The sequence below is a fragment of the Lysobacter antibioticus HS124 genome (assembly GCF_000336385.2).
GTDB lineage: Bacteria > Pseudomonadota > Gammaproteobacteria > Xanthomonadales > Xanthomonadaceae > Lysobacter > Lysobacter firmicutimachus.
This window is the reverse complement of sequence record NZ_HG424521.1, coordinates 18846-40859: the sequence shown is the minus strand read 5'-3', so window position 1 is coordinate 40859 and position 22014 is coordinate 18846. Positions and strand designations below refer to the sequence as shown.

The 22014-nt window shown below is 70.0% G+C and carries 18 protein-coding genes; 15 read left to right on the top strand and 3 right to left on the bottom strand.

Annotated features, from left to right (window positions below; translation table 11 throughout):
- Positions 1–33: 33 nt before the first annotated feature.
- From rseP to TX83_RS15030, 12 genes are all read left to right on the top strand, one after another.
- Complete coding sequence (rseP, locus tag TX83_RS15085; RefSeq protein WP_064748791.1) at positions 34–1395, top strand: RIP metalloprotease RseP; 1362 nt, start codon at positions 34–36, stop codon at positions 1393–1395.
- A gap of 97 nt (positions 1396–1492) precedes the next feature.
- Positions 1493–3952, top strand: a complete 2460-nt coding sequence (gene bamA, locus TX83_RS15080) for an outer membrane protein assembly factor BamA (protein ID WP_064748798.1) — start codon at positions 1493–1495, stop codon at positions 3950–3952.
- Positions 3953–3992: 40 nt separating this feature from the next.
- On the top strand, positions 3993–5012 hold the full coding sequence (lpxD, locus tag TX83_RS15075) for a UDP-3-O-(3-hydroxymyristoyl)glucosamine N-acyltransferase (protein WP_064748790.1): 1020 nt from the start codon (positions 3993–3995) through the stop codon (positions 5010–5012).
- A gap of 154 nt (positions 5013–5166) precedes the next feature.
- The gene (gene fabZ / locus TX83_RS15070) at positions 5167–5622 is read left to right on the top strand and encodes a 3-hydroxyacyl-ACP dehydratase FabZ (RefSeq protein ID WP_064748789.1); all 456 of its coding nucleotides are present in this window, start codon (positions 5167–5169) and stop codon (positions 5620–5622) included.
- 4 nt (positions 5623–5626) lie between these two features.
- The gene (lpxA, locus tag TX83_RS15065) at positions 5627–6409 is read left to right on the top strand and encodes an acyl-ACP--UDP-N-acetylglucosamine O-acyltransferase (RefSeq protein WP_064748788.1); all 783 of its coding nucleotides are present in this window, start codon (positions 5627–5629) and stop codon (positions 6407–6409) included.
- Positions 6410–6415: 6 nt separating this feature from the next.
- A complete protein-coding gene (locus TX83_RS15060; RefSeq protein ID WP_064748787.1) occupies positions 6416–6901 on the top strand; it encodes a hypothetical protein in 486 nt (161 codons plus the stop codon).
- Between the two features lie 262 nt (positions 6902–7163).
- Entirely contained in the window at positions 7164–8402 is a 1239-nt protein-coding gene (gene lpxB / locus TX83_RS15055; protein ID WP_064748786.1) for a lipid-A-disaccharide synthase, read from the top strand.
- Between the two features lie 43 nt (positions 8403–8445).
- Positions 8446–9072 (top strand): ribonuclease HII, encoded by a 627-nt coding sequence (locus tag TX83_RS15050; protein WP_064748785.1) that lies wholly within the window; start codon positions 8446–8448, stop codon positions 9070–9072.
- Positions 9073–9900: 828 nt separating this feature from the next.
- Positions 9901–10530, top strand: a complete 630-nt coding sequence (locus TX83_RS15045) for a hypothetical protein (protein ID WP_141233520.1) — start codon at positions 9901–9903, stop codon at positions 10528–10530.
- A 305-nt stretch (positions 10531–10835) separates the two neighbouring features.
- Positions 10836–14360 (top strand): DNA polymerase III subunit alpha, encoded by a 3525-nt coding sequence (gene dnaE, locus TX83_RS15040; RefSeq protein WP_064748783.1) that lies wholly within the window; start codon positions 10836–10838, stop codon positions 14358–14360.
- A 219-nt stretch (positions 14361–14579) separates the two neighbouring features.
- Positions 14580–15539, top strand: a complete 960-nt coding sequence (locus tag TX83_RS15035) for an acetyl-CoA carboxylase carboxyltransferase subunit alpha (RefSeq protein WP_064748782.1) — start codon at positions 14580–14582, stop codon at positions 15537–15539.
- 18 nt (positions 15540–15557) lie between these two features.
- Complete coding sequence (locus TX83_RS15030) at positions 15558–16328, top strand: transglycosylase domain-containing protein (RefSeq protein WP_064748781.1); 771 nt, start codon at positions 15558–15560, stop codon at positions 16326–16328.
- 93 nt (positions 16329–16421) lie between these two features.
- Here the strand turns inward: TX83_RS15030 and TX83_RS15025 are convergent, their stop codons facing one another.
- Positions 16422–17549 (bottom strand): NADH:flavin oxidoreductase/NADH oxidase, encoded by a 1128-nt coding sequence (locus TX83_RS15025; protein WP_079248248.1) that lies wholly within the window; start codon positions 17547–17549, stop codon positions 16422–16424.
- A 44-nt stretch (positions 17550–17593) separates the two neighbouring features.
- Between TX83_RS15025 and tilS the strand changes: the two genes are divergently transcribed.
- The 3 genes from tilS (at position 17594) to ispA (ending at position 20128) form a co-directional block, all read left to right on the top strand.
- Positions 17594–18895, top strand: a complete 1302-nt coding sequence (gene tilS, locus TX83_RS15020; RefSeq protein WP_064748779.1) for a tRNA lysidine(34) synthetase TilS — start codon at positions 17594–17596, stop codon at positions 18893–18895.
- Between the two features lie 68 nt (positions 18896–18963).
- Complete coding sequence (locus TX83_RS15015; RefSeq protein ID WP_064748778.1) at positions 18964–19239, top strand: exodeoxyribonuclease VII small subunit; 276 nt, start codon at positions 18964–18966, stop codon at positions 19237–19239.
- The gene (gene ispA / locus TX83_RS15010) at positions 19232–20128 is read left to right on the top strand and encodes a (2E,6E)-farnesyl diphosphate synthase (protein ID WP_064748777.1); all 897 of its coding nucleotides are present in this window, start codon (positions 19232–19234) and stop codon (positions 20126–20128) included. The genes TX83_RS15015 and ispA overlap by 8 nt, the downstream gene beginning before the upstream one ends.
- A 169-nt stretch (positions 20129–20297) precedes the next feature.
- Here ispA and TX83_RS15005 read toward each other — a convergent pair whose 3' ends face one another.
- Positions 20298–20645, bottom strand: a complete 348-nt coding sequence (locus TX83_RS15005; RefSeq protein WP_064748776.1) for a DUF4870 domain-containing protein — start codon at positions 20643–20645, stop codon at positions 20298–20300.
- A 235-nt stretch (positions 20646–20880) separates the two neighbouring features.
- Entirely contained in the window at positions 20881–22014 is a 1134-nt protein-coding gene (locus tag TX83_RS15000) for a DUF1501 domain-containing protein (protein WP_064748775.1), read from the bottom strand.

Genomic DNA, 22014 nt, shown 5'->3' with positions numbered 1-22014 from the left:
GGCAGCAGCCCAGCCACCGACGTCGAGGCAGCCATGAGCGAGATCCTGGGGTCGCTGTGGTGGCTGATCATCAGCATCGGCGTGCTGGTGACCATTCACGAGTTCGGCCATTTCTGGGTCGCCCGCCGCTGCGGGGTGAAGGTGCTGCGCTTCTCGATCGGCTTCGGCAAGCCGCTGTGGCTGCGCAAGGCCGCCGACGGCACCGAGTACGCGATCGGCGCGATTCCGCTCGGCGGCTACGTCAAGATGCTCGACGAGCGCGAGTTCGAGATTCCCGATGCGCTGATTCCGCAGGCCTTCAACCGCAAGCCGGTGTGGCAGCGCATCGCCATCGTCGCCGCCGGCCCGCTCGCCAACCTGATCCTGTGCGTCGCCTTGCTGTGGGGCATGTTCGTGATCGGCCGCCCCGATTTCGCCCCGGTGGTCGGCGACGTCGCCGGCCTGGCCGCCGAGTCCGGATTGCGTCGCGGCGACACCGTGCTGCGCATCGGCGACCGCGACACCCCGACCTGGAGCGAAGTGCAGCTGGCGCTGCTGCCGCACGCGCTCGACCGCGAGGACGTGGCGGTGCGAATCCGCGCCGAGAACGGCGCCGAGGCCACCCGCCACCTGCGGCTGTCGCGGCTGCCGGCCGAGTTCGACGAACGCCGCGCGGTCCAGATCGTCGGCCTGCGCGGCCGCCACGAGCTGCGCCCGGCGGTGATCGGCCGCATCGAACCGGGCAGCCCCGCCTGGGGCGTGCTGGCCGAGGGCGACCGGGTCACGGCGCTGGACGGCGATCCGCTGCGCAGTTGGGAAGACCTCACCGCGGCCGTGGCCAAGCTGCACCGGCGCGGCGGCAGCGCGATGATCGAGGTCGCCCGCAACGGCGATCGCCTGGCCCTGGAAATCGCTCCGGCGCGGATGCTCAAGCCCGACGGCGAAGCCTACTGGGGCCTGGGCCTGACCTCGGCCGAACTGCCCGAGCCGACGCGCGACGCGGTCCTGCGCTACGGCCCCTTGCAGGCGGTGCCGGCGGCGCTGCGCGAGGGCGTGCACCAGGCCGAACAGCTGTTCGCGATGATCGGCCGCGCCTTCACCGGCCGGGTCTCTCTGCAGAACACCGTGGCCGGGCCGGTGACCATCGGCCGCGCCGCCAATGCCTACGCCAACAACGGGCCGGCCTGGTATCTGCAGCTGCTGGCCCTGCTGTCGCTGAGCCTGGGCATCCTGAACCTGCTGCCGATCCCGATCTTGGACGGCGGTCACCTGCTGTATTACCTTATCGAGCTGGTCAAAGGCAGCCCGGTCAGCGAACGCGTAATGGCGGCCGGACATTTCGTCGGCCTGGCCCTGATCGCCGGCCTGATGGGCCTGGCGTTCTACAACGACATCCTGAACAACTTGGTGCGCTGATGCCGGCCTGACGCTCGAACGGACGCTTTGCCCTCTATCCTGCCGCACTTCGACCCGATGCCCGACTGCCGGCATCCAGCCCCAAACGGACGTAATGATGACGCGAATCCCTAATCGCCGCCTGCTCGCCCTCGCCCTTGCCACGGCAATGACCTCGGCGCCGGCGATTCCCGCGATGGCGCAGTCCGCCGATCCGTTCTCGCTCGGGGTCGCCGCCGCGCCGGGTTCGTTCACGGTCAGCGACATCCGCATCGACGGGCTGCAACGCATTTCCGCCGGCACCGTCTTCACCTACCTGCCGGTCGAGCGCGGCGACACGATGGACTCGGCCAAGGCCGGCGACGCCATCCGCGCCCTGTACAAGACCGGCTTCTTCGAAGACGTGCAGCTCGACCGCCAGGGCACCATCCTGGTCGTCACCGTCGCCGAGCGTCCGGCGATCAACAAGCTCACCCTGACCGGCAACAAGGACATCAAGAGCGAAGACCTGCTCAAGGGCCTGAAGGAAATCGGCCTGGCCGAAGGCGAGACCTTCGACCGCCTGGCCCTGGACAAGGTCACCCAGGACTTGACCCGGCAGTACAACAACCGCGGCAAGTACAACGTCGAGATCACCAATTCGGTGAACCGTCTCGACCGCAACCGCGTCGACCTGACCATCAACGTCAAGGAAGGCAAGGCCGCGAAGATCCGCCACATCAACCTGATCGGCAACGACAAGTTCGAGCAGAAGGACATCCTCGACGGTTGGGAGTCGCGCGAGCACAACTGGCTCAGCTGGTACCGCCGCGACGACCAGTACTCGCGCGAGAAGCTGTCCGGCGATCTGGAAAAGCTCAACTCCTACTACCTCGACCGCGGCTACGTCGACTTCAGCATCGACTCCACCCAGGTCGCGATCAGCCCCGACCGGCAGGACATGTTCCTCACCGCCGGCGTCACCGAAGGCGATCAGTACAAGGTCTCCAGCGTGCAGGTCACCGGCGATACGATCCTGCCCAAGGAGCAGATCGAGAAGCTGGTCATCGTCAAGCCGGACCAGATCTTCTCGCGCCGCCTGCTCGAGATCAGCTCCGACTCGATCACCGCGACCCTGGGCAACGTCGGCTACGCCTTCGCCCAGGTCAACCCGATTCCGGACGTCAACCGCGAGAACAAGACCGTCGGCATCAACATGCAGGTGGTGCCGGGCCCGCGCGTGAACGTGCGCCGGGTCGTGTTCAAGGGCAACACCCGCACCGCCGACGAAGTGCTGCGCCGCGAAATGCGCCAGTTCGAGGGCACCTGGTATTCGCAGGCGGCGATCGACCGCTCCAAGATCCGCCTGCAGGGCCTGGGCTTCTTCGAGAACGTGGACGTCGAGAGCAAGCCGGTGCCCGGCACCAACGACCAGGTCGACGTCGTCTACAACCTCAAGGAAACCACCTCCGGCAGCTTCGTGTTCGGCCTGGGCTATTCGCAGCTGGGCAAGCTGACCACGCAGATCCAGCTGTCGCAGAACAACTTCCTAGGCAGCGGCAACCGCGTGTCGGTGCAGGCGCAGCGCAGCCGCTATCAGTCGCGCTACGACTTCTCCTACACCAACCCCTATTTCACCGACGACGGCGTTTCGCTGGGCTACAACCTGTCCTGGCGCGAACTCGACTACTCGGACTTCAACACCGCCCAGTACTCGACCACCAACGGCACCGCCCAGGTCGTGCTCGGCGTGCCGCTGACCGAAACCGACTCGGTGACCGGCCTGATCGGCATCGACAGCAACGAGATCCTGGCGTTCCCGAACACCGCGCCGCCGAGCATCATCGACTACCTCGACGCGCTCGGCCAGCGCACCTTCCACGCCTGGCGCGCGCAGATCGGCTGGGGCCGCAACAGCCTCAACCACGCGCTGACCCCGACCGCCGGCACCCAGCAGCGGGTGTGGCTGGAAGCGACCCTGCCGGGTTCGACGGTCGAGTACTACAAGATCAACTACAACTTCTCCAAGTTCTGGCCGTTGTCGCGCCACCTGGTGCTCAACACCCGCACCGAGCTGGGCTACGGCGACAGCTACGGCAAGGACGTCAGCCGGGTCGTCGACCCCGACGGCCCGAACGGCCCCGTCGCGCCGCGCACCATCACCGCGACCGGCCTGCCGTTCTTCGAGAACTTCTACGCCGGCGGCGTGCGCTCGGTGCGCGGCTTCACCGACAACACGCTGGGCCCGCGCGAGGCCGCGTTCATCGGCGCGACCTACAAGCAGCCGCTGGGCGGCGCGTTCAAGACCACCGGCTCGCTGGAAATGTATTTCCCGACGTTGCTCGACACGCCCGCCGCGCGCGTCTCGGCGTTCCTCGACTTCGGCAACGTCTACAAGAGCTACGACGATTTCGACGCCGGCGAGCTGCGCGCTTCGGCAGGCATCGCGCTGATGTGGCGTTCGCCCATGGGCCCGATCTCGATCAGCTACGCGTTCCCGTTCAAGAAGCAGGGTCCGGAGTACGATGCCCAGGGCCGCCAGACCGATCGCGGCGACGAGCTGGAGCGTCTGCAGTTCACCTTCGGCGGTACGTTCTGATCGCGGCCGCGGCCGCAGGCGACGCTTCGGGGCCCCTGCTTTGAGCAACAACGGTCACACGGCTCAGGAACTGGCCGAGCGCTTCGCGCTCGGCCTGAGCGGCGACGGCGCCGCGCGCGTGCTCGGGGTCGGCACTCTGGCCCGGGCCGAACCCGGCCAGCTGGCCTTTCTCGCCAATCCCAAGTACCGCGCCCAGCTCGCCGCGAGCCGGGCCGGCGTGGTGGTCATGCGCGAGGACGACGCCGAGGGCTACCCCGGCACCGCGCTGATCGCACGCGATCCTTACGCCGCGTTCGCCAAGATCTCGGCCCTGTTCGAGCCGCGCCCGCTGCGCGAGCCCGGCATCCACGCCTCGGCGGCGATCGACCCCAGCGCGGACGTGTCCGCTGACGCACACATCGGCCCCTTCGTCAGCATCGGCGCGCGCAGCCGGGTCGAGGTCGGCGCCATCGTCGGCCCCGGTTGCGTGATCGGCGAGGACTGCGTGGTCGGCGCCGGCAGCGAGCTGATCGCCCGGGTGACCCTGGTGACCCGGGTCCGGCTCGGCCAGCGTGTGCTGATCCACCCCGGCGCGGTGCTCGGCGCCGACGGCTTCGGCCTGGCGATGGAGGCCGGCCGCTGGCTCAAGGTGCCCCAGCTTGGCGGCGTGGTGGTCGGCGACGACTGCGAGATCGGCGCCAACACCACCATCGACCGCGGCGCGATCGAGGACACGGTGCTGGAGGAGGACGTGCGCCTCGACAACCAGATCCAGATCGGCCACAACGTCCGCATCGGCGCCCACAGCGCCATGGCCGGCTGCTCGGCCGCCGCCGGCAGCGCCAAGATCGGCCGCTACTGCCTGATCGGTGGCGGCGCCGGCGTGCTCGGCCACCTGGAGCTGTGCGACAAGGTGGTCGTCACCGCGATGAGCCTGGTCACCAGCTCGATCCGCGAGCCCGGCGAATACTCCTCCGGCACCCCGTTGATGGACAACCGCAGCTGGCGCAAGAACGCCGCGCGGTTCAAGCAGCTCGACGCGATCGCCCGGCGCAACCCGCGTTCGCGCGAGGACGGCTGAGCCGGCCGCCCGCCCGGCGCCACCATACGCCGGCGCCACACCCGCGGCGAAAACTGCGGGACAATGGGCATTGCGGCGCAAGCCGGTCACGACGGGCCGCGGACGGACCGCGGACTCCCAGCGCAGGACGCGCATAACGGAAGAACCCAAGAAGATGAGCCAGACCCTGCAACTCCCGCTCGACGTTACGGCGATCCAGAAGCTGCTGCCGCACCGTTACCCGTTTCTGCTGGTCGACCGCGTGGTCGAGTTCGAAGCCCACAAGCGCGTGCTCTGCCGCAAGAACGTGAGTTGCAACGAGCCTTTCTTCAACGGCCACTTTCCGGGCCATCCGGTGATGCCGGGCGTGCTGGTGATCGAAGCGCTGGCCCAGGCCGGCGGCATCCTGACCCAGCTCTCGCACGGCGGCGTCGCCGACGGCCGCCTGTTCTACCTGGTCAAGATCGACAACGCCAAGTTCTCGCGCATGGTCACGCCGGGCGACTGCCTGGAGCTGGAAGTCACGCTCAAGCGCACCATCCGCAACATGGCCATCTACACCGGCATCGCCCGCGTCGACGGCGAGCAGGTCGCCTGCGCCGACATCGTCTGCGCCGAGGTCAAGGAGTGACGCGATGAGCGCCACGATCCATCCGACCGCCTTCGTCGAACCCGGCGCCCGCCTCGGCGCCGGCGTCGAGGTCGGTCCGTTCTGCTACATCGGCGCCGACGTCGAAGTCGGCGAGGGCACCGTGTTCGGCCCGCACTGCGTGGTCCACGGCCCGACCCGGATCGGCCGCGGCAACCGCTTCTACGCCCAGTGCGCGATCGGCGGCGACCCGCAGGACAAGAAATTCGCCGGCGAACGCACCGAGCTGGAAATCGGCGACGACAACGTGTTCCGCGAGTTCGTCACCGTCAACCGTGGCACCGGCAACGGCGGCGGCCTGACCCGGATCGGCAACGGCAACTGGTTCCTGGCCTATACCCACGTCGCCCACGACTGCCATGTCGGCAATCAGTGCGTGTTCTCCAACAACTCGACCCTGGCCGGCCACGTCACCGTGGAAGACCAGGTGATCATGAGCGGCTTCTCCGGCATCCACCAGTTCTGCCGCATCGGCGCGCACGCCTTCATCGGCATGGGCGCACTGGTCAACGGCGACGTGCCGCCGTTCCTGATGGTCGCTCAGGACGGCTACGGCCGCCCGCGCGGGATCAACAGCGAAGGCCTCAAGCGCCGCGGCTTCGACGCCGAGCGCATCGGCGCGATCAAGCGCGCCTACCGCACCCTGTACGTTTCCGGCGCGTCGCTGGAAGAGGCGCGGGCCAAGCTCGAGGACATGGCCGCCGACAGCCCGGACGTGCGTGCCCTGCTCGACTTCATCGGCAACGGCGAACGGCCGCTGCTGCGCTGAGGCATCGTGACGGCGACGACCCAACGCCTGCGCATCGGCCGGACCGTCTTCGCCTACACCGTCGACGGCGCCGAACAGCGCGCCGATGTCGCCGAGATCTTCATCGACGAGTGCCCGCTCACGCAGTGGCTGGGCATCGCCCGCGACCTCGGCAACGCCGACACCGACCTGGAAATCCCGCGCCCGCCGGCGCTGGCAGAACGCGGCCTCGCCGTATTCCTCGGCCAGCAGCCGGCGCACAATCAACTCGGCAGCGCGCGCCTGGTGCTGTACCGCTGCCACTGCGGCTGCGACTACTGCGGCGTGGTGTCCTGTGTCCTGGAAGTGCGCGAGGACCGGGTCGCGTGGCGGCAGGTGGCGCCGGAATACGAGCACGGCTTCGCCCCGACCGCGGACGCGGCCTCCGTCGGCCCGCTGGACTTCGTCTTCGACCGCGGCCAGTACCAGCGCGAGCTGGAACGCCACTTTTCGGCGTCGCGGCCGGCGCGCTGAGCGACGCGGCAGCCGCCAATGCGCGGCCTCGCGCCGTGCCCGGGCGCCGGCCGGGCCGGTATCGCCGGCGCCCGCCCTGCGGCCGGCAAAAGCCGACGCGGGTCACGCCGTTTGGCAGCAAGTGCCCCTCAACGACCGCGATGGCCCCATGCCCACGCCATTCCGGGCGAGAATGCGGCATCGTCCTCATTCCCGGCCGGCCGTCGCGCCTGCGTTTGCGCGCCGACCGGCACCGGCTCGAACCGGAACGCCTCTTGCCCCGATGAACGCTCCTGCCGCCGTCGCCCCCTCCCCCATCGATGAGATCTTCCCCGCCGCGCCGCCTCCGCCGCCGCGCTTCGCCCTGATCGCCGGGGAAGCCTCCGGCGACCTGCTCGGCGCGGCGCTGATCGAGGAGCTCAAGCGCCGCTACCCCGGCGCCGAGTTCGTCGGCATCGGCGGCGAGCAGATGCGCGCGGCCGGCATGGACACCTGGTTCGACGCCGGCGAACTGGCGGTGATGGGCTTGTCGGAAGTGCTCAAGCACCTGCCGCGGCTGCTGCGCCTGCGCCGCGACGTGCGCCAGCGCATCCTCGACTGGAAGCCCGACGCCTTCATCGGCATCGACGCGCCCGACTTCAATCTCGGCGTCGAACGCTGGCTCAAGCAGCGCGGCGTGCGCACCGCGCATTACGTCAGCCCGTCGGTGTGGGCGTGGCGGCGCAAGCGCGCGCAGAAGATCGGCCTGAGCGCCGACCGGGTGCTGTGCCTGTTCCCGATGGAGCCGCCGATCTACGCCGAATACGGCGTCGACGCGCGCTTCGTCGGCCACCCGCTCGCCGACGAGATGCCGATCCACCCCGACCGCGAAGAAGCGCGGATGAACCTGGGCCTGGACGAAGAGGCGCCGGTGCTGGCGATGCTGCCGGGCTCGCGGGTCGGCGAAATCGAACGGCTGGCCGGCGACTTCCTCGCCGCTGCGGCGCTGATGCTGGCCGCCGAGCCGCGCCTGAGCGTGGTCGCGCCGATGGCCAACGCCGCCTCGCGCGCCGCATTCGAACGCATTCTCGACGCGCACCCCGACGGCGCGCGCCTGCGGCGCGCGCTGCGCATCGTCGACCGCGGCGCGCGCACGGTGATGATCGCCAGCGACGCGGTGTTGCTGGCCTCCGGCACCGCCACCCTGGAAGCGATGCTGGCCAAGCGGCCGATGACCGTGGCCTACAAGGTCTCGCCGCTGACCTACACCCTGGTCAAGCGCCTGGGCATGCTCAAGGTCGACCACTACGCGCTGCCGAACGTGCTCGCCGGCGAAGCGGTGGTGCCGGAGCTGATGCAGGCCGACTGCACCCCGGAAAACCTGGCCGGCGCGACCCTGCGCTGGCTGCGCGAGCCGGCCGCCAGCGCGGCCCTGCTGCCCAAGTTCCAGCGCATCCACCTGGAACTCAAGCGCGACGCTTCGGCCCGAGCGGCCGACGCCATCGCCGAGCTGATCGGCGAGAATGCCAAGGCGGCAGGTTAACCCCGCCATTTCCCTCCTGCCCCGCTCCTCGCTCCCGCTCCACGTGCCTCCGACCGACGCCAGCGCTCCTACCCGCCCCCGCGCCAAGCCCCGCCTCATTGCCGGCATCGACGAGGCCGGGCGCGGCCCGCTGGCCGGGCCGGTCGCGGTGGCCGCGGTGATCCTGCACCCGCGCCGGCGCATCGACGGTCTGGACGATTCCAAGAAACTCACCGAAGCGCGACGCGAGGCGCTGTTCCCGCTGATCCAGCAGCGCGCCTTGGCCTGGCGGATCGAATTCGTCGAGGTCGAGGAAATCGACCGGGTCAACATCTTCCAGGCCACCATGAGCGGCATGCGCCGCGCGCTGCTGGCGCTGGCCCCCGGCGCCGACCTGGTCCGGGTCGACGGCAACCACCTGCCGCCCGGCCTGCCCTGCCCCGGCGAAGCGCTGATCGGCGGCGATGCGCTGGAGCCGTCGATCATGGCCGCCTCGATCCTGGCCAAGGTCGCGCGCGACCGGCTCATGCGCGAGTTGCATGCGCAGTACCCGCACTACGGTTTCGACCAGCACAAGGGCTATTCCACCGCCGCCCACCTGGCCGCGCTCAACGCCCACGGCCCCTGTCCCCAGCACCGCCGCAGCTTCGCCCCGGTACGCATCGCCGAAGGCCAGTTGGCTTTGTTCTGAGCGCCGCGCCGGCACGGTGCGAAATCTACCCGTGCGGCCTGTGGCTTGCGCCGCGCCGATGCATTGCCATCGCTGTTGCATTTGCTTGAAAAGCCTGGCGCAGCGCGGAACTCGCGGTGACACCTATAGCCCCGAAGGGCGGCGCACAGGACGTGCGTCCCGCCTTTGAAGAGCATGGTTCGATAGGACATGGACGCCCTATCGAAAAATCCCCGCGCAAGCGCCGAGCTCGCAAGGGAGCTTCGCGCGGAACGCGTTTTTCTTTGGTGACTTTCTTTTGAGGCGCAAAAAGAGAGTTAACCGCCGACTTGCGGGCGGACGCTTCGCTCTCGAAGCCTTCGAGCGCAGACGCCGCGAAACTGAAACGTCGCAGTCGCGGCTTACGCCGCTCCTACTGGGCGCCTAAAGAAAGGTATCCGCCCGCTCGTGGGCGGACGCTTTGGCTCTCGAGGCCTTCGAGCGGGAACGCCGCAAGACCGAAACAGCGCGGTCGCGGCTTGCGCGGCTCCTGCTCCGGCGATGCTGCACCGCTTCGGCCGGTAGCGATGAGCGTCGGGGTTCTGCGCATTCCTTGTCGCGGCTCACGCCGCTCCTACAGGGAGCTTCCGACATCGCGGTCGGCTTGCGGGGCGCGCAAGCGCAGGCGCGACCGCCGATCGGCTGAATACGGCCTCCGTGCCATCGGTCACAACGACTTCATACCGGCGCGCTCAGACTGCCGACAGGCGCAGAGTCACCCCTGCAGACTCTGCAGGTTCGCGTCGCACCCGGCCCGCGACGCGCGCCGCCTGCCTCCCCCGAAGGCCGGACGCGAGGTGTTCCATGCGCATGCCTCATCCCACCCCGACCGCCGAGCCGTTGCCGTTCGAGCGCGACTCCGCCGCGCCCCCGGTACCGCCGGCCTACCAACCCGCCCTGGCGATCAAGCCCGCCGCGATCGCCGAGTTCGATGCCCTGGTCCATGAGCTGCAACCCGACGCCGCGCGGGTGGACGCGGCGCGGCTGCAGCGCCTGGCCGGTTGGCTGGCCTCGCTGCCGGCCAGCGAAGCCCGCCGCGTGATCGACGACCGCATGCAACGTCTGCAGGAGCTGCACGCGATGGTCGTAGACCCGGCCTGGGACTGCGATCCGGCCCTGCGCGTGCGGCTGGACAAGCTGTTCGCCTACATCGACCGCCACGACGACCTGATCCCGGACCCGACCCCGCTGCTCGGTCTGCTCGACGACGTGCTGCTGATCGAACTGGCCTGGCCGACCTTCGCCGCCGAAGCCGAGGACTTCCGCGATTTCTGCGCCTACCGCCGGCTCGAGCACCCGCACGGCGAACCGGCCGAACAGCGCGCCGCCTGGATGCGCGACCGGCTGGCCGAACTGGCCCTTCTACAGCACAACGCCCGGGTCAACGACAGCCACTACGCCAACGGCCGCACCCCCGAGCCGGTGTTCCGGGTCGCCTGACCCGGACGCGGCCGCACCGAGGCGGCCGCGCGCGACCTGCCTACGGCGACTGATGCAGGCTCGGGCGTCCGTGATCGCGGGCGCCCGCAACGGCCGGCTTCGCCGGCGCACCGACAGGCTCCGCCGTCGCCGTGGCGAACGTTTTCGCCGCATGGTGAGATTCCGCGCCGGAGCCCGCCGCGGCCCGATTCTTCCCCTGTCAAGGCTTGCCCCTAGCCGCCGGGCTGATACCCTGCAATCCGGCACGCAACCGCTGCCGTCCCCCGGCTTGGCATCATCACGGCACGGCCGCAGAACCGGTACGCATGTCCGCTCCATTCGTTCATCTTCACTTGCACAGCGAGTACTCGCTGGCCGACTCCACGATCCGCATCGGCGATCTGGTCAAGCGCTGCGTCGCTCACGGCCAGCCCGCGGTCGCCCTGACCGATCTCGACAACCTGTTCGCCGCGGTCAAGTTCTACAAGGCCTGCGAAGGCGCCGGGGTCAAGCCGATCATCGGCGCCGATGTGCATTTGGCCGACGGCAACGAGGCCGCTTCGCGCCTGACCCTGCTGTGCCGCGACCGCGGCGGCTACCTGACGCTGTCGCGCCTGCTCACCCGCGCCTGGATGGAAGGCCACCGCACCGAAGGCGTGGTGCTGCGTCCCGAATGGCTGCGCGAGGACAATCAGGGCCTGTTCGCGATCGCCGGCCGGGCCAGCCTGGCCGGACGCCTGGCGGCGAGCAACCGCCATGAACTCGCCCATGCCTGGCTGGTCGACTGGCAGGGCGTGTTCGGCGACCGCCTGCACCTGGAACTGACCCGCACCCGCCGCGACGGCGAAGAAGCCTTCAACGCCTTCGCCTTGCACGCCGCCGGCAAGCGCGGCCTGCCGGTGGTGGCCAGCAACGACGCCCGCTTTCTCGACGCCGACGGCTTCGACGCGCACGAGGCGCGGGTATGCATCGCCTCCGGCCGCGTGCTCGACGACCCCAAGCGTCCGCGCGACTACAGCGAAGAGCAGTACCTCAAGTCCAGCGAGGAAATGGCCGAGCTGTTCGCCGATGTGCCCGACGCGATCGACAACGCGCTGGCCCTGGCGACGCGCTGCAACGTCGAACTCAAGCTCGGCGAATACGCCCTGCCGGCGTTCCCGGTGCCCAGCGAGCACACCATCGAATCCTGGCTGCGTTCGCAATCGCGCGAAGGCCTGGCCAAGCGCCTGGAGAAGCATCCGCTGGCCCCGGGCAAGACCCGCGAGGAGTACGATCAGCGCCTGGAAGTCGAGCTGGACGTCATCATCAAGATGGGCTTCCCCGGCTACTTCCTGATCGTTGCGGACTTCATCAACTGGGCCAAGGACCACGAGATCCCGGTCGGCCCGGGCCGCGGTTCCGGCGCCGGCTCGCTGGTCGCCTGGGCGCTGGGCATCACCGACCTGGACCCGCTGCCCTACGACCTGCTGTTCGAGCGCTTCCTCAATCCCGAACGCGTGTCGATGCCCGACTTCGACATCGACTTCTGCATGGACCGGCGCGACGAAGTGATCGACTACGTCGCCCGCAAGTACGGCCGCGACCGCGTCTCGCAGATCATCACCTACGGCACGATGGCCGCGAAGGCGGTGGTGCGCGACACCGGCCGCGTGCTCGGCCATCCCTACGGTTTCGTCGACGGCATCGCCAAGCTGATCCCCAACACCCTGGGCATCTCGCTGGACGACGCGCTGGGCGAATCCGAGGCGGCGCGCAAGAACCCGGAGTTGGCCTCCGCCGACCTGATCCAGCGCTACCGCAGCGAAGACGACGTGCGCGACCTGATGGATCTGGCGCGCAGCCTGGAGGACCTGACCCGCAACGCCGGCAAGCACGCCGGCGGCGTGGTGATCGCGCCCAGCCCGCTGTCGGACTTCTGCCCGCTGTTCGCCGAACACGACGGCGAAGGCCGCGGCAAGAGCCCGGTGACCCAGTTCGACAAGGACGACGTCGAAGCCGTCGGCCTGGTCAAGTTCGACTTCCTTGGCCTGCGTACGCTGACGATCATCGATTGGGCGGTGCGCGCGATCAACAAGCGCCGCGCCAAGGAAGGCAAGGAACCGCTCGACGTCAACGCGCTGGAGCTGACCGACAAGGAAACCTACGAGCTGTTCGCGCGCGGCGACACCGTCGCGGTGTTCCAGTTCGAATCGCGCGGCATGCGCGAGCTGCTCAAGCGCGCCAAGCCCGACACCTTCGAAGACATCATCGCGCTCGCCGCCTTGTTCCGTCCGGGCCCGCTGGGTTCGGGGATGGACAAGGACTGGGTCGACCGCAAGCACGGCAACGCCGAAGTCACCTATCCGCACGAGTCGCTGGAGCCGGTGCTGGCGCCGACCTACGGCGTCATCGTCTACCAGGAACAGGTGATGCAGATCGCCCAGGTCCTGGCCGGCTACACCCTCGGCGGCGCCGACATGCTGCGCCGCGCGATGGGCAAGAAGAAGCCGGAGGAGATGGCGAAGGAGCGCGCCAAGTTCGAAACCGGCTGCGCCGAACGCGGCATTCCCGCCAGCCAGGCGACGCCGATCTTCGACTTGATGGAGAAGTTCGCCGAGTACGGCTTCAACAAGTCGCACTCGGCTGCCTACGCCCTGGTCGCCTACCAGACCGGTTGGCTCAAGCGCCACTACGGCGCCGAGTTCATGGCCGCGACCTGCTCGTCGGACATGGACAACACCGACAAGGTGGTGAACTTCCTCGACGAAGCGCGGGTGATGGGCATCACCGTGCTGCCGCCGCACGTCAACGAATCGGACTACATGTTCGAGGCGATCGACGCCGATACGATCCGCTACGGCATCGGCGCGGTGAAGGGCGTCGGCCGCGGCGTGTGCGAAGCCATCGTCGAGGCGCGCCGCGCAGGCCCGTTCGTCGACCTGCTGGATTTCTGCAAGCGCGTCGACAGCGGCAAGCTCAACCGCCGCGCGCTGGAAGCGCTGACCCACGCCGGCGCGCTCGACGGCCTGGGCAAGAACCGGGCGAGCCTGCTGCTGCAGTTGCCGGAAGTGCTCAAGGCCACCGATCAGTTGGCCAAGGAGCGCGCCGCCGGCCAGGTGTCGCTGTTCGGCGGCTTCGAGGCCGCCGCGCCGGCGCTGCACCTGGACTTGCCGGAAACCGAGGAATGGCCGCTGGCGCAGATCCTGCACGGCGAACGCGAAACCCTCGGCCACTACCTCAGCGGCCACCCCTTCGACCCGTATCGGGAAGAGTTGCGCGGCCTGGTCGGCAACGACCTGGGCGAGCTGGAAAAAATCTGGGAAGGCCGCCCGGAAAGCGCGCGCGGCGGCTGGCGCCCGGAGCTGGAAGTCATCATCGCCGGCCAGGTGGTCGGCCTGCGCAAGAAGGGCGACAGCCAGATGTTCGTGCAGATCGAGGACGGCCGCGGCCGCCTGGAGTGCGCGTTCTTCTCCGAAACCTACAGCGAGTTCGCCTCGATGCTGGCGCGCGACCGCCTGCTGGTGATCCAGGGCGGCCTGCGCGAAGACTCCTTCAGCGGCGGCTTCGCCCTGCGCGCGGCGCGCTGCTGGGACTACAACCAGGTCTGCGCGCGCTACGCCCAACGCCTGTCGCTGCGGGTCGACCTGCGCGTGCCCGGCGCCTGGCAACGGGTCGACGCGCTGTTGGCCAAGCAACGGCCCGGCAACACGCCGATCCGCCTGGACCTGCTGCGTCAGGGCGCGGCCGGCATGCTCGATCTGAACGGCCCGCAATCGGTGCGCATCGACGCCGAGCTGGCCGGGGTCCTGCGCGCCCAGCCCGGCGTTCGCGCGGTCAAGCTGAGCTTGAACAAGCCCTGGGCGCAAAGCTAGCGGCGCATGCGCGGACACGGGAACGAGCGAGCCGCACCCCCGCTCGTTCCCCGTTCCTTTGCACCGCTGCCAAGCCCGGAACCGTGGCCTCGCTCACGCCCGGGAAGTGCCACCGATGCCCCGTTCCTCTTGACTCGGTCCCCGCCGCTCCCCATGCCCCTCGGTACGGTCCGCCCCCCTAGGCTAGACTGTGCCTCGTCCCAGGCCCACGGCCCCCGAATGAATCCGAACTACCTCGACTTCGAGCAGCCCATCGCCGACCTGGAAGCCAAGATCCAGGAACTGCGCCACGCCAGCAGCGGCCCGGCCGTCGACATCGATGCCGAAATCCACGCCCTGCAGGACAAGCTGCGCCTGCGCACGGCGCAGATCTTCCGCGACCTCTCGTCGTGGCAGATTTCCCAGCTGGCCCGCCATCCCGCCCGCCCCTACACCCTGGATTACCTGCGGGTGATGTGCGACGAGTTCCAGGAACTGGCCGGCGACCGCGCCTTCGCCGACGACAAGGCCATCGTCGGCGGACTGGCCCGCATCGCCGGCCGCAGCGTGGTGGTCATCGGCCATCAGAAAGGCCGCGACACCAAGAGCAAGATCAAGCGCAATTTCGGCATGCCGCGCCCGGAGGGCTACCGCAAGGCGCTGCGGCTGATGAAGCTGGCCGAGCGTTTCCGCCTGCCGCTGTTGACCTTCATCGACACCGCCGGCGCCTGGCCGGGCATCGACGCCGAAGAGCGCGGCCAGTCCGAGGCGATCGCGCGCAATCTGATGGAGATGGCCGAACTCAAGATTCCGGTGATCTGCACCGTGATCGGCGAAGGCGGCTCGGGCGGCGCGCTGGCGATCGGCGTCGGCGACCGCACCCTGATGCTGGAATACAGCACCTACTCGGTGATCACCCCGGAAGGCTGCGCCTCGATCCTGTGGAAGACCGCCGAAAAGGCCAAGGACGCGGCCGAGCAGCTCGGCCTGACCGCCAAGCGCCTGCACGACCTCGGCCTGGTCGACAAGATCGTGCGCGAACCGATCGGCGGCGCGCACCGCAATCCCAAGCAGATGGCGACCCGCCTGAAGGCCGTGCTGTTGAACGAACTCGACGCGCTGGAAAGCGTGCCGACCGAGCAGCTGCTGCAACGCCGCTACGAGCGCTTGCGCAGCTACGGCGCCTACGAAGCCGCGTAACGCGGCGACGACGCGGACATGGACGTCCGGACCCGATCGCGACGCGACGACGCCCGCAGCCGGTTGCTGCGGGCGTTCTGCTATGCGGCCGCATTGCCGTTGGCGCTGTTCTGCCTGGCGGTCGCGCTGAGCTACGGCTTCTACTGGCTGGGGCTGGCCGGGGTTCCGGCCGAGCTGCCGCGAGCGCAGCGCGCGTATCCGGCCGAACTGCGCCGACTGTACTGGCGCGCGCATGGCGGCCAGGGCGAGATCCGGTTGCCGCGGCTGAGCGCGCCGCGGGTGGCGTGGAAGGCGGCGCGCGCACTCGCCGTTGCCAATCCGGCGCGCGGGCAACCGTCGGCGGCAATCCAGATCCTGACCCAGGCTGCGCGTGCGATGCACGTACAACTCGAGCCCCCGACGGGTCCGACCTTGCGCCGGCATCAGGCGGAATTGTCGCTGGGCATCGCGCTCAGCCGCGAACGCAGCGGCGAGCAGCTGATCGACTATCTGCTCGAGCGCAGCCATTTCGGCCTGGATGCGGGGCGGCGCCCGCTCAACGGCATCGTCGCCGCCGCCGCGCATTACTACGGCCTGCCGCCGGAGCGACTGAACGCCGCCGAACAGATCGCCTTGCTGGTGCTGCCGCACGGCGCGTCTTACTTCGACCCGGCCTGCCACCCCGAGCGGTTTCGCCGACGCTATGCGTTCCTGCTCGGCCGCGCCGGGCTGATTCCGGCAAATACCGCCGAGCAATCTCCGCCCGCGCGCATGCGCATCGGCGCTTGCACCACCACGCGACGCCCATAACCGGGCCCCGATGGCCCACGCACCAGAGCGCTCAACGAAAGCCGTCGTATCCGGTGATCGGTTCGCTGCGCACGCCGATCGTGCGCCCGACACTCAGCCCCAAGCGCGCTGATACTGCTCCGGTATCTGCAGGTTCGCGCCCAGCTCGCGCGCGGCGCGCTGCGGGAAATACGGATCGCGCAGCAACTCGCGCGCCAGCAACACCACGTCGGCCTCGCCGTCGGCGACGATCCGCTCGGCCTGCGCGGCCTCGGTGATGAGACCGACCGCGCCGGTGGCGATGCCGGCCTCGCGACGGATGCGCGCGGCGAACGGCACCTGATAGCCGGGCTCGACCGGAATCCGCGCGGTCGGCACCAGGCCGCCGCTGGACACGTCGATCAGGTCGACGCCCAGCTCCTTGACCTCGCGCGCCAGGGCCACGCTCTGCTCGATGTCCCAGCCGCCGTCGGCCCAGTCGGTCGCGGAGATGCGCAGCCACAGCGGCAGCCGCTCCGGCCACACTTCGCGCACCGCGGCCAGCACTTCGCGCAACAGTCGGGTGCGGTTGTCGAAGTCGCCGCCGTAGCGGTCGTCGCGCCGGTTCGACAGCGGCGACAGGAACTGGTGCAGCAGATAGCCGTGCGCGGCGTGGATCTCGACCAGTTGGAAACAGGCGTCGAGCGCGCGCTGCGCGGCGGCGGCGAAGTCGTCGACCACGGTGCGGATCTCGATCGGCGACAACTCGCGCGGTACCGGCGACTCGCTGCGGAACGGCAGCGCCGACGGCGCCACCGGCCGCCAGCCGCCGTCGGCCGGCGCGACCGGCTTGCCGCCCAGCCAGGGCGCTTCGACGCTGGCCTTGCGCCCGGCGTGGCCGAGCTGGACGCCGACCGCGGTGCCGCGCGAGCGCAGGAAGCAGTTGATCCGGTGCCAGGCCTCGGCCTGGGCGGCATTCCACAAGCCGGTGTCGGCCGGCGAAATGCGCCCCTCCGCGGAGACCGCGCTGGCTTCGCTCAGGATCAGCCCGGCGCCGCCGACCGCGCGGCTGCCGAGATGGACCAGATGCCAGTTGTTCGGCAACCCGTCGACGGCCGAGTACTGGCACATCGGCGAGACCACCAGGCGGTTGCGCAAGGTCAGCGACCGTTGCGTGAGCGGAGCGAAAAGCCGGGACACGGCGGTTTTCCTGGAGTGGATGATGGGAAAAACGGTAACGAACCCCGACTTCGCGCGCAGCATCACCGATGGGTTGCTGCGTCCCGTCGCCGTGGCACCATGAACGCATGCCCTTCTCGCCCGCCGATGCGATCGCCTCCGCCCTGCGCGAACTGCCGGCGACGCCGCTGTGCGTGGGCTACAGCGGCGGCCTGGATTCCGGCGCGCTGCTGCACGCGTTGGCGGCTTCGCCGCAGGCGCGCGCGCAGGGCCTGCGGGCCTGGCATGTGCACCACGGCCTACATCCTCAGGCCGACGCCTGGGCGGCGCATTGCGCGCGAATCTGCGCCGGGCTCGGCCTGGAATTGACCGTTTCGCGGGTATCGGTTGAAGCCGGCCACGGCGACGGCCCGGAGGCCGCGGCGCGGCGCGCGCGCCATGCCGCGTTCGCCGCCGGCCTGGGCGCCGGCGAGACCCTGGTCCTGGCCCACCATCGCGACGATCAGGCCGAGACCCTGCTGCTGCGCCTGCTGCGCGGCTCCGGCCCGGACGGACTGGCGGCGATGCGCGAGCGCCGCGATTGCGGCCGCGGCACGCTGTGGCGGCCGCTGCTGTCGCTGTCGCGCGCGCAATTGCTGGCCTATGCGCAGGCGCAGGGGCTGGAGTGGATCGACGACCCCAGCAACGCCGACCCGGCCTTCGATCGCAATTTCCTGCGCCTGGGCGTGCTGCCGTTGCTGCGCGAACGCTGGCCGCAGGCCGATGCCGCGCTCGCCCTGTCGGCGCGGTTGCAGGAGGAGGCCGCGCAGTTGCTCGACGAAGGCGACGCGCTGGCGCTGGCCGGGGCGCGCAGCCTGGATCCGCAGGCGCTGTCGCGCCGCGCCTTGCGCGCCTTGCCGCCGGCGCGACGCGCACGGGTGCTGCGGCGCTGGATCGCCGCACTGGGCCTGCCGCCGCTACCGGCCGCCGGCGCGGCCCGGATCGAGGACGAATTGCTCCACGCGCGTGCCGACGCCGAGGCCGAATTCGCCTGGCACGGCGCGGTGGTTCGCGCTTGGCGCGACCTGTTGCATGCACAGCCGCAACGCCCGCCCCTGCCGGCCGACTGGAGCACGGTCTGGGACGGCCGCGCCGGCCTCGCCCTGCCCGGCGGCGGGCAATGGCGACTGCTCGGCGCCGACGCGTTCCCGGCGCCCTTGCGCGCGCATGCGCGCCGCGGCGGCGAACGCATCGTCCTGCCCGGGCGGACCCACGGCCACACGCTCAAACACGCGCTGCAGGACCTCGGCGTGCCCCCCTGGGAACGGCGCCGGCTGCCGCTGCTGAGTGCTGCGGACGGCGAGCTGCTGGCCGCTGGCGACCTGCTGTACTCGGCGCGGCTGGACGGCTGGCTGCGCGAACGCGGCGCACGCCTGATCTGGCAAAACTGAGCCGTCGCCGCAACGGCGCGCGCCTGCGCCGCATTGACCCGGTCCAGGAGCGGCCGCACACTTCTCCCATGCCTCGCAAACCCGCCAACGAAGCCTCGCCGGTGGCCGATTTCGAACAGTCGCTCGACGCGCTCGAGCAACTGGTCGAGAAGATGGAACACGGCGAAATGAGCCTGGAAGAATCGCTCGCCGCCTACGAACGCGGCGTCGGCCTGTACCGGCGCTGCCAGACCGCGCTGGAACAGGCGGAACTGCGCGTGCGCCTGCTGAGCGACCCGCAGGACCCGGCCGGCGCCGAACCGTTCGGCAACGCCGGCCCGCCGGGCAGCGATATCGATGCCTGACGCCCGTCCGGGCGAGGACCGCCTGAGCGCCTGGCGCGGGCGCGCCGACGCCGCCCTGGCCCGCGCCTTGCCCGATGCCGAGGCCGAACCGCAACGCCTGCACCGGGCGATGCGCCATGCCGTGCTGCTCGGCGGCAAGCGCATGCGGCCGCTGCTGGTCTACGCCAGCGGCGCGCTGTTCGATGCCGCGCCCGAGACCCTGGACGCGCCGGCTTGCGCGGTCGAACTGGTCCACGCCTATTCGCTGGTCCACGACGACCTGCCGGCGATGGACGACGATGCCTTGCGCCGCGGCCAGCCGACCGTGCATGTGGCCTTCGACGAGGCCACCGCGATCCTGGCCGGCGACGCGCTGCAATCGCTGGCCTTCGCCGTGCTGGCCGACGCGCCGGCCGCGGCCGACGTGCGGGTCGCGCTGTTGCGCAGCCTGGCCGAAGCGGCCGGCGTCGCCGGCATGTGCGGCGGCCAGGCGCTGGACATCGACGCCACCGGCCGCGGCGAACGCCTCAGCCTGGCGGCGCTGGAGCGCCTGCATGCGCTCAAGACCGGGGCGCTGATCCGCGCCGCGGTGCGGATGGGCGCGCTGTGCGGCGGCGCCGACAGCGACGCGTTGGCCGCGCTGGACCGCTACGCGCAGGCGCTCGGCCTCGCCTTCCAGGTCCGCGACGACATCCTGGATGTCGAAGGCGACAGCCAGACCCTGGGCAAGACCGCCGGCAAGGACGCGGCTCAGGACAAGTCCACCTTCCCGGCGCTGATCGGCCTGGACGCCTCGCGCGCGCGCCTGGACGAACTGGCCGCGGTCATGGACCAGGCATTGGCGTCGTTCGGCGAACGCGCACAGGCCTTGCGCGCGCTCGGCCGCCTGGCGATCGAACGCGACCGCTGAAGCGGCGCCGCGCGCGGCGTCGCGGCCGCGCTGCGTTTCTCTCCTGACCGATCGCCGCAGGCACGCGCCGCATGCCTGCGGATGCATGCACCTGCGCAAGAACGACATGAAAAAACGAAGGCGGACCGGAGTCCGCCTTCGTCGTGCCTCGCAACGATGTCGCGCGCGATCAGTTGACCAGGCGCAGCGTCATCGGATAGCGGTAGGACTCGCCCTTGTTGGCGGCCAGCGCGGCGAGGATGGTCAGCACCAGCCAGGCCAGGCCGACGACCAGCATCAGCAGGAAGCCGATCAGCACGATGGTCAGGACCGCGCTGACGATGAAGGCGATCAGCACGGTGATATTGAAGTTGAGCGCTTCCTTGCCCTGCTCGGCGACGAAAGGCATGGTGTCCTTCTTGATCAGCCAGACCACCAGAGGGCCGAGGACCGAGCCGAAGGGAATGATCAAACCGACCAACGTGCTCAGATGAGCCAGCATGCCCCAAGTCTTCTCGTCCTGACTGATTTCGTTCATTACGCTTCCCCTACGTTTTGATGGTCGTGTGTTGGCCGTGCTTTTGACAGCCGCGTTGACGGTAGACGACAAGGTCCACGGCGGACATTGTCGCCCTCGCCGGCATCATAAACCTTTCTGTGTCACAGAATAAGCACGCGACCGCTTGCGGCCGCGGCCGCGCCGTGCAACGTAGCCCGGCCTGCGATCCGGCCATCGGGCCCTCGCCGGGCCCGACGCACGCGCGCGTTGCGACTCAGGTCGCACGCCAGCCGGACAGCGGCGCGATCGCGCGGCTGTCGGGAAACAGGCCGGTTTCGAGCACCCGCTCCGGCACGCCCAGATGCTCGCCGGCCAGCGCCTTGAACAGCGCGCGCAGATCGGTGGTGGTGCGCAGGTCGCGGCCTTCGTTGAGTTGATTCGGGCCCAGCCCGGGCCAGTCGCCGGCGATGCGCCCGCCGCGCACCGCGCCGCCGCACAGCAAGGCCATCGCGCCGGTGCCGTGGTCGGTGCCGCCGGTGCCGTTGATCTGGGCGGTGCGGCCGAACTCGGTCACCACCGCGACCACGGTGCGCGACCAGGCCGCGCCGAAGCCGTCGCGCGCGGCGGCCAGGCCGCGATCGAGTTCGGCCAGCTTGCGCGCCAATTGCGGCGCCTGATTGCGGTGGCTGTCCCAGCCGCTGTCCTCGACGAAGCCGATCCGCGGCCCGCCGTCGACGCCCATGCGCTCGCCGGCCACGCGCATGGCCTCGGCCAGATCGAACACGCCCGCCCCCGCCCGCGCCTGCTCGGCGAACCGGGTCGAGCGCTCGAAGGTCTCGTCCAGCCGCGGATCGGCCGCATACAGCGGACGCAGCAGTTGCAGCAGTTGCGGATCGACCGCCTTGGGCAACGGCGGCCACCAGTTGCTCGCGCGCGCGTTGCCGCGCAGCGCCAACGGCATCACCGCCGCGACCGCGAGCCCGGATTCGCCGGCCGGCAACGCGCCGACGCAGCGGCCGAGCCAACCGTCGCGCGCGCCGCCCGGACGCGCGGTGCCGTTCTCCAGGCAGTCTTGGGCGTCGAAATGCGAACGCGCCCGGTACGGCGGCGCGATCGCCACTACCGGCAGCGCCTGTCCGGCGCGGTACATCGCCGCAGTGCGGGTCATCGCCGGGTGCAGCCCGAACAGGCCGTCGATACGGATCGGCTCCTCCACCGCAGCGGCGGCGCGCAGGCGCGCATAGGCAGGATCGGCGTAGGGCGGCAGCCAATGCAGGCCGTCCAGACCGCCGCGCAACAGCACCAGCAGCAGACGCGTGTCGGCGGCGGCGCCGGCCGCCGCCGGGAACAAGGTCAGCAGCGCGCTCGCGCCGAATGCGGCGAGCAGGCCTCGGCGTTGCGGATCCAT

Bases quoted from the DNA above. Each gene is read 5' to 3' on its own strand.
- ispA (WP_064748777.1), top strand. From the start codon at position 19,232: ATGCCTGACGCCCGTCCGGGCGAGGACCGCCTGAGCGCCTGGCGCGGG.
- TX83_RS15015 (WP_064748778.1), top strand. From the start codon at position 18,964: ATGCCTCGCAAACCCGCCAACGAAGCCTCGCCGGTGGCCGATTTCGAA.
- rseP (WP_064748791.1), top strand. From the start codon at position 34: ATGAGCGAGATCCTGGGGTCGCTGTGGTGGCTGATCATCAGCATCGGC.
- TX83_RS15030 (WP_064748781.1), top strand. From the start codon at position 15,558: ATGGACGTCCGGACCCGATCGCGACGCGACGACGCCCGCAGCCGGTTG.
- TX83_RS15025 (WP_079248248.1), bottom strand. From the start codon at position 17,549: ATGCTGCGCGCGAAGTCGGGGTTCGTTACCGTTTTTCCCATCATCCAC.
- TX83_RS15005 (WP_064748776.1), bottom strand. From the start codon at position 20,645: ATGAACGAAATCAGTCAGGACGAGAAGACTTGGGGCATGCTGGCTCAT.
- TX83_RS15000 (WP_064748775.1), bottom strand. From the start codon at position 22,014: ATGGATCCGCAACGCCGAGGCCTGCTCGCCGCATTCGGCGCGAGCGCG.
- dnaE (WP_064748783.1), top strand. From the start codon at position 10,836: ATGTCCGCTCCATTCGTTCATCTTCACTTGCACAGCGAGTACTCGCTG.
- lpxB (WP_064748786.1), top strand. From the start codon at position 7,164: ATGAACGCTCCTGCCGCCGTCGCCCCCTCCCCCATCGATGAGATCTTC.
- TX83_RS15035 (WP_064748782.1), top strand. From the start codon at position 14,580: ATGAATCCGAACTACCTCGACTTCGAGCAGCCCATCGCCGACCTGGAA.
- fabZ (WP_064748789.1), top strand. From the start codon at position 5,167: ATGAGCCAGACCCTGCAACTCCCGCTCGACGTTACGGCGATCCAGAAG.
- lpxA (WP_064748788.1), top strand. From the start codon at position 5,627: ATGAGCGCCACGATCCATCCGACCGCCTTCGTCGAACCCGGCGCCCGC.
- TX83_RS15045 (WP_141233520.1), top strand. From the start codon at position 9,901: ATGCCTCATCCCACCCCGACCGCCGAGCCGTTGCCGTTCGAGCGCGAC.
- tilS (WP_064748779.1), top strand. From the start codon at position 17,594: ATGCCCTTCTCGCCCGCCGATGCGATCGCCTCCGCCCTGCGCGAACTG.
- bamA (WP_064748798.1), top strand. From the start codon at position 1,493: ATGACGCGAATCCCTAATCGCCGCCTGCTCGCCCTCGCCCTTGCCACG.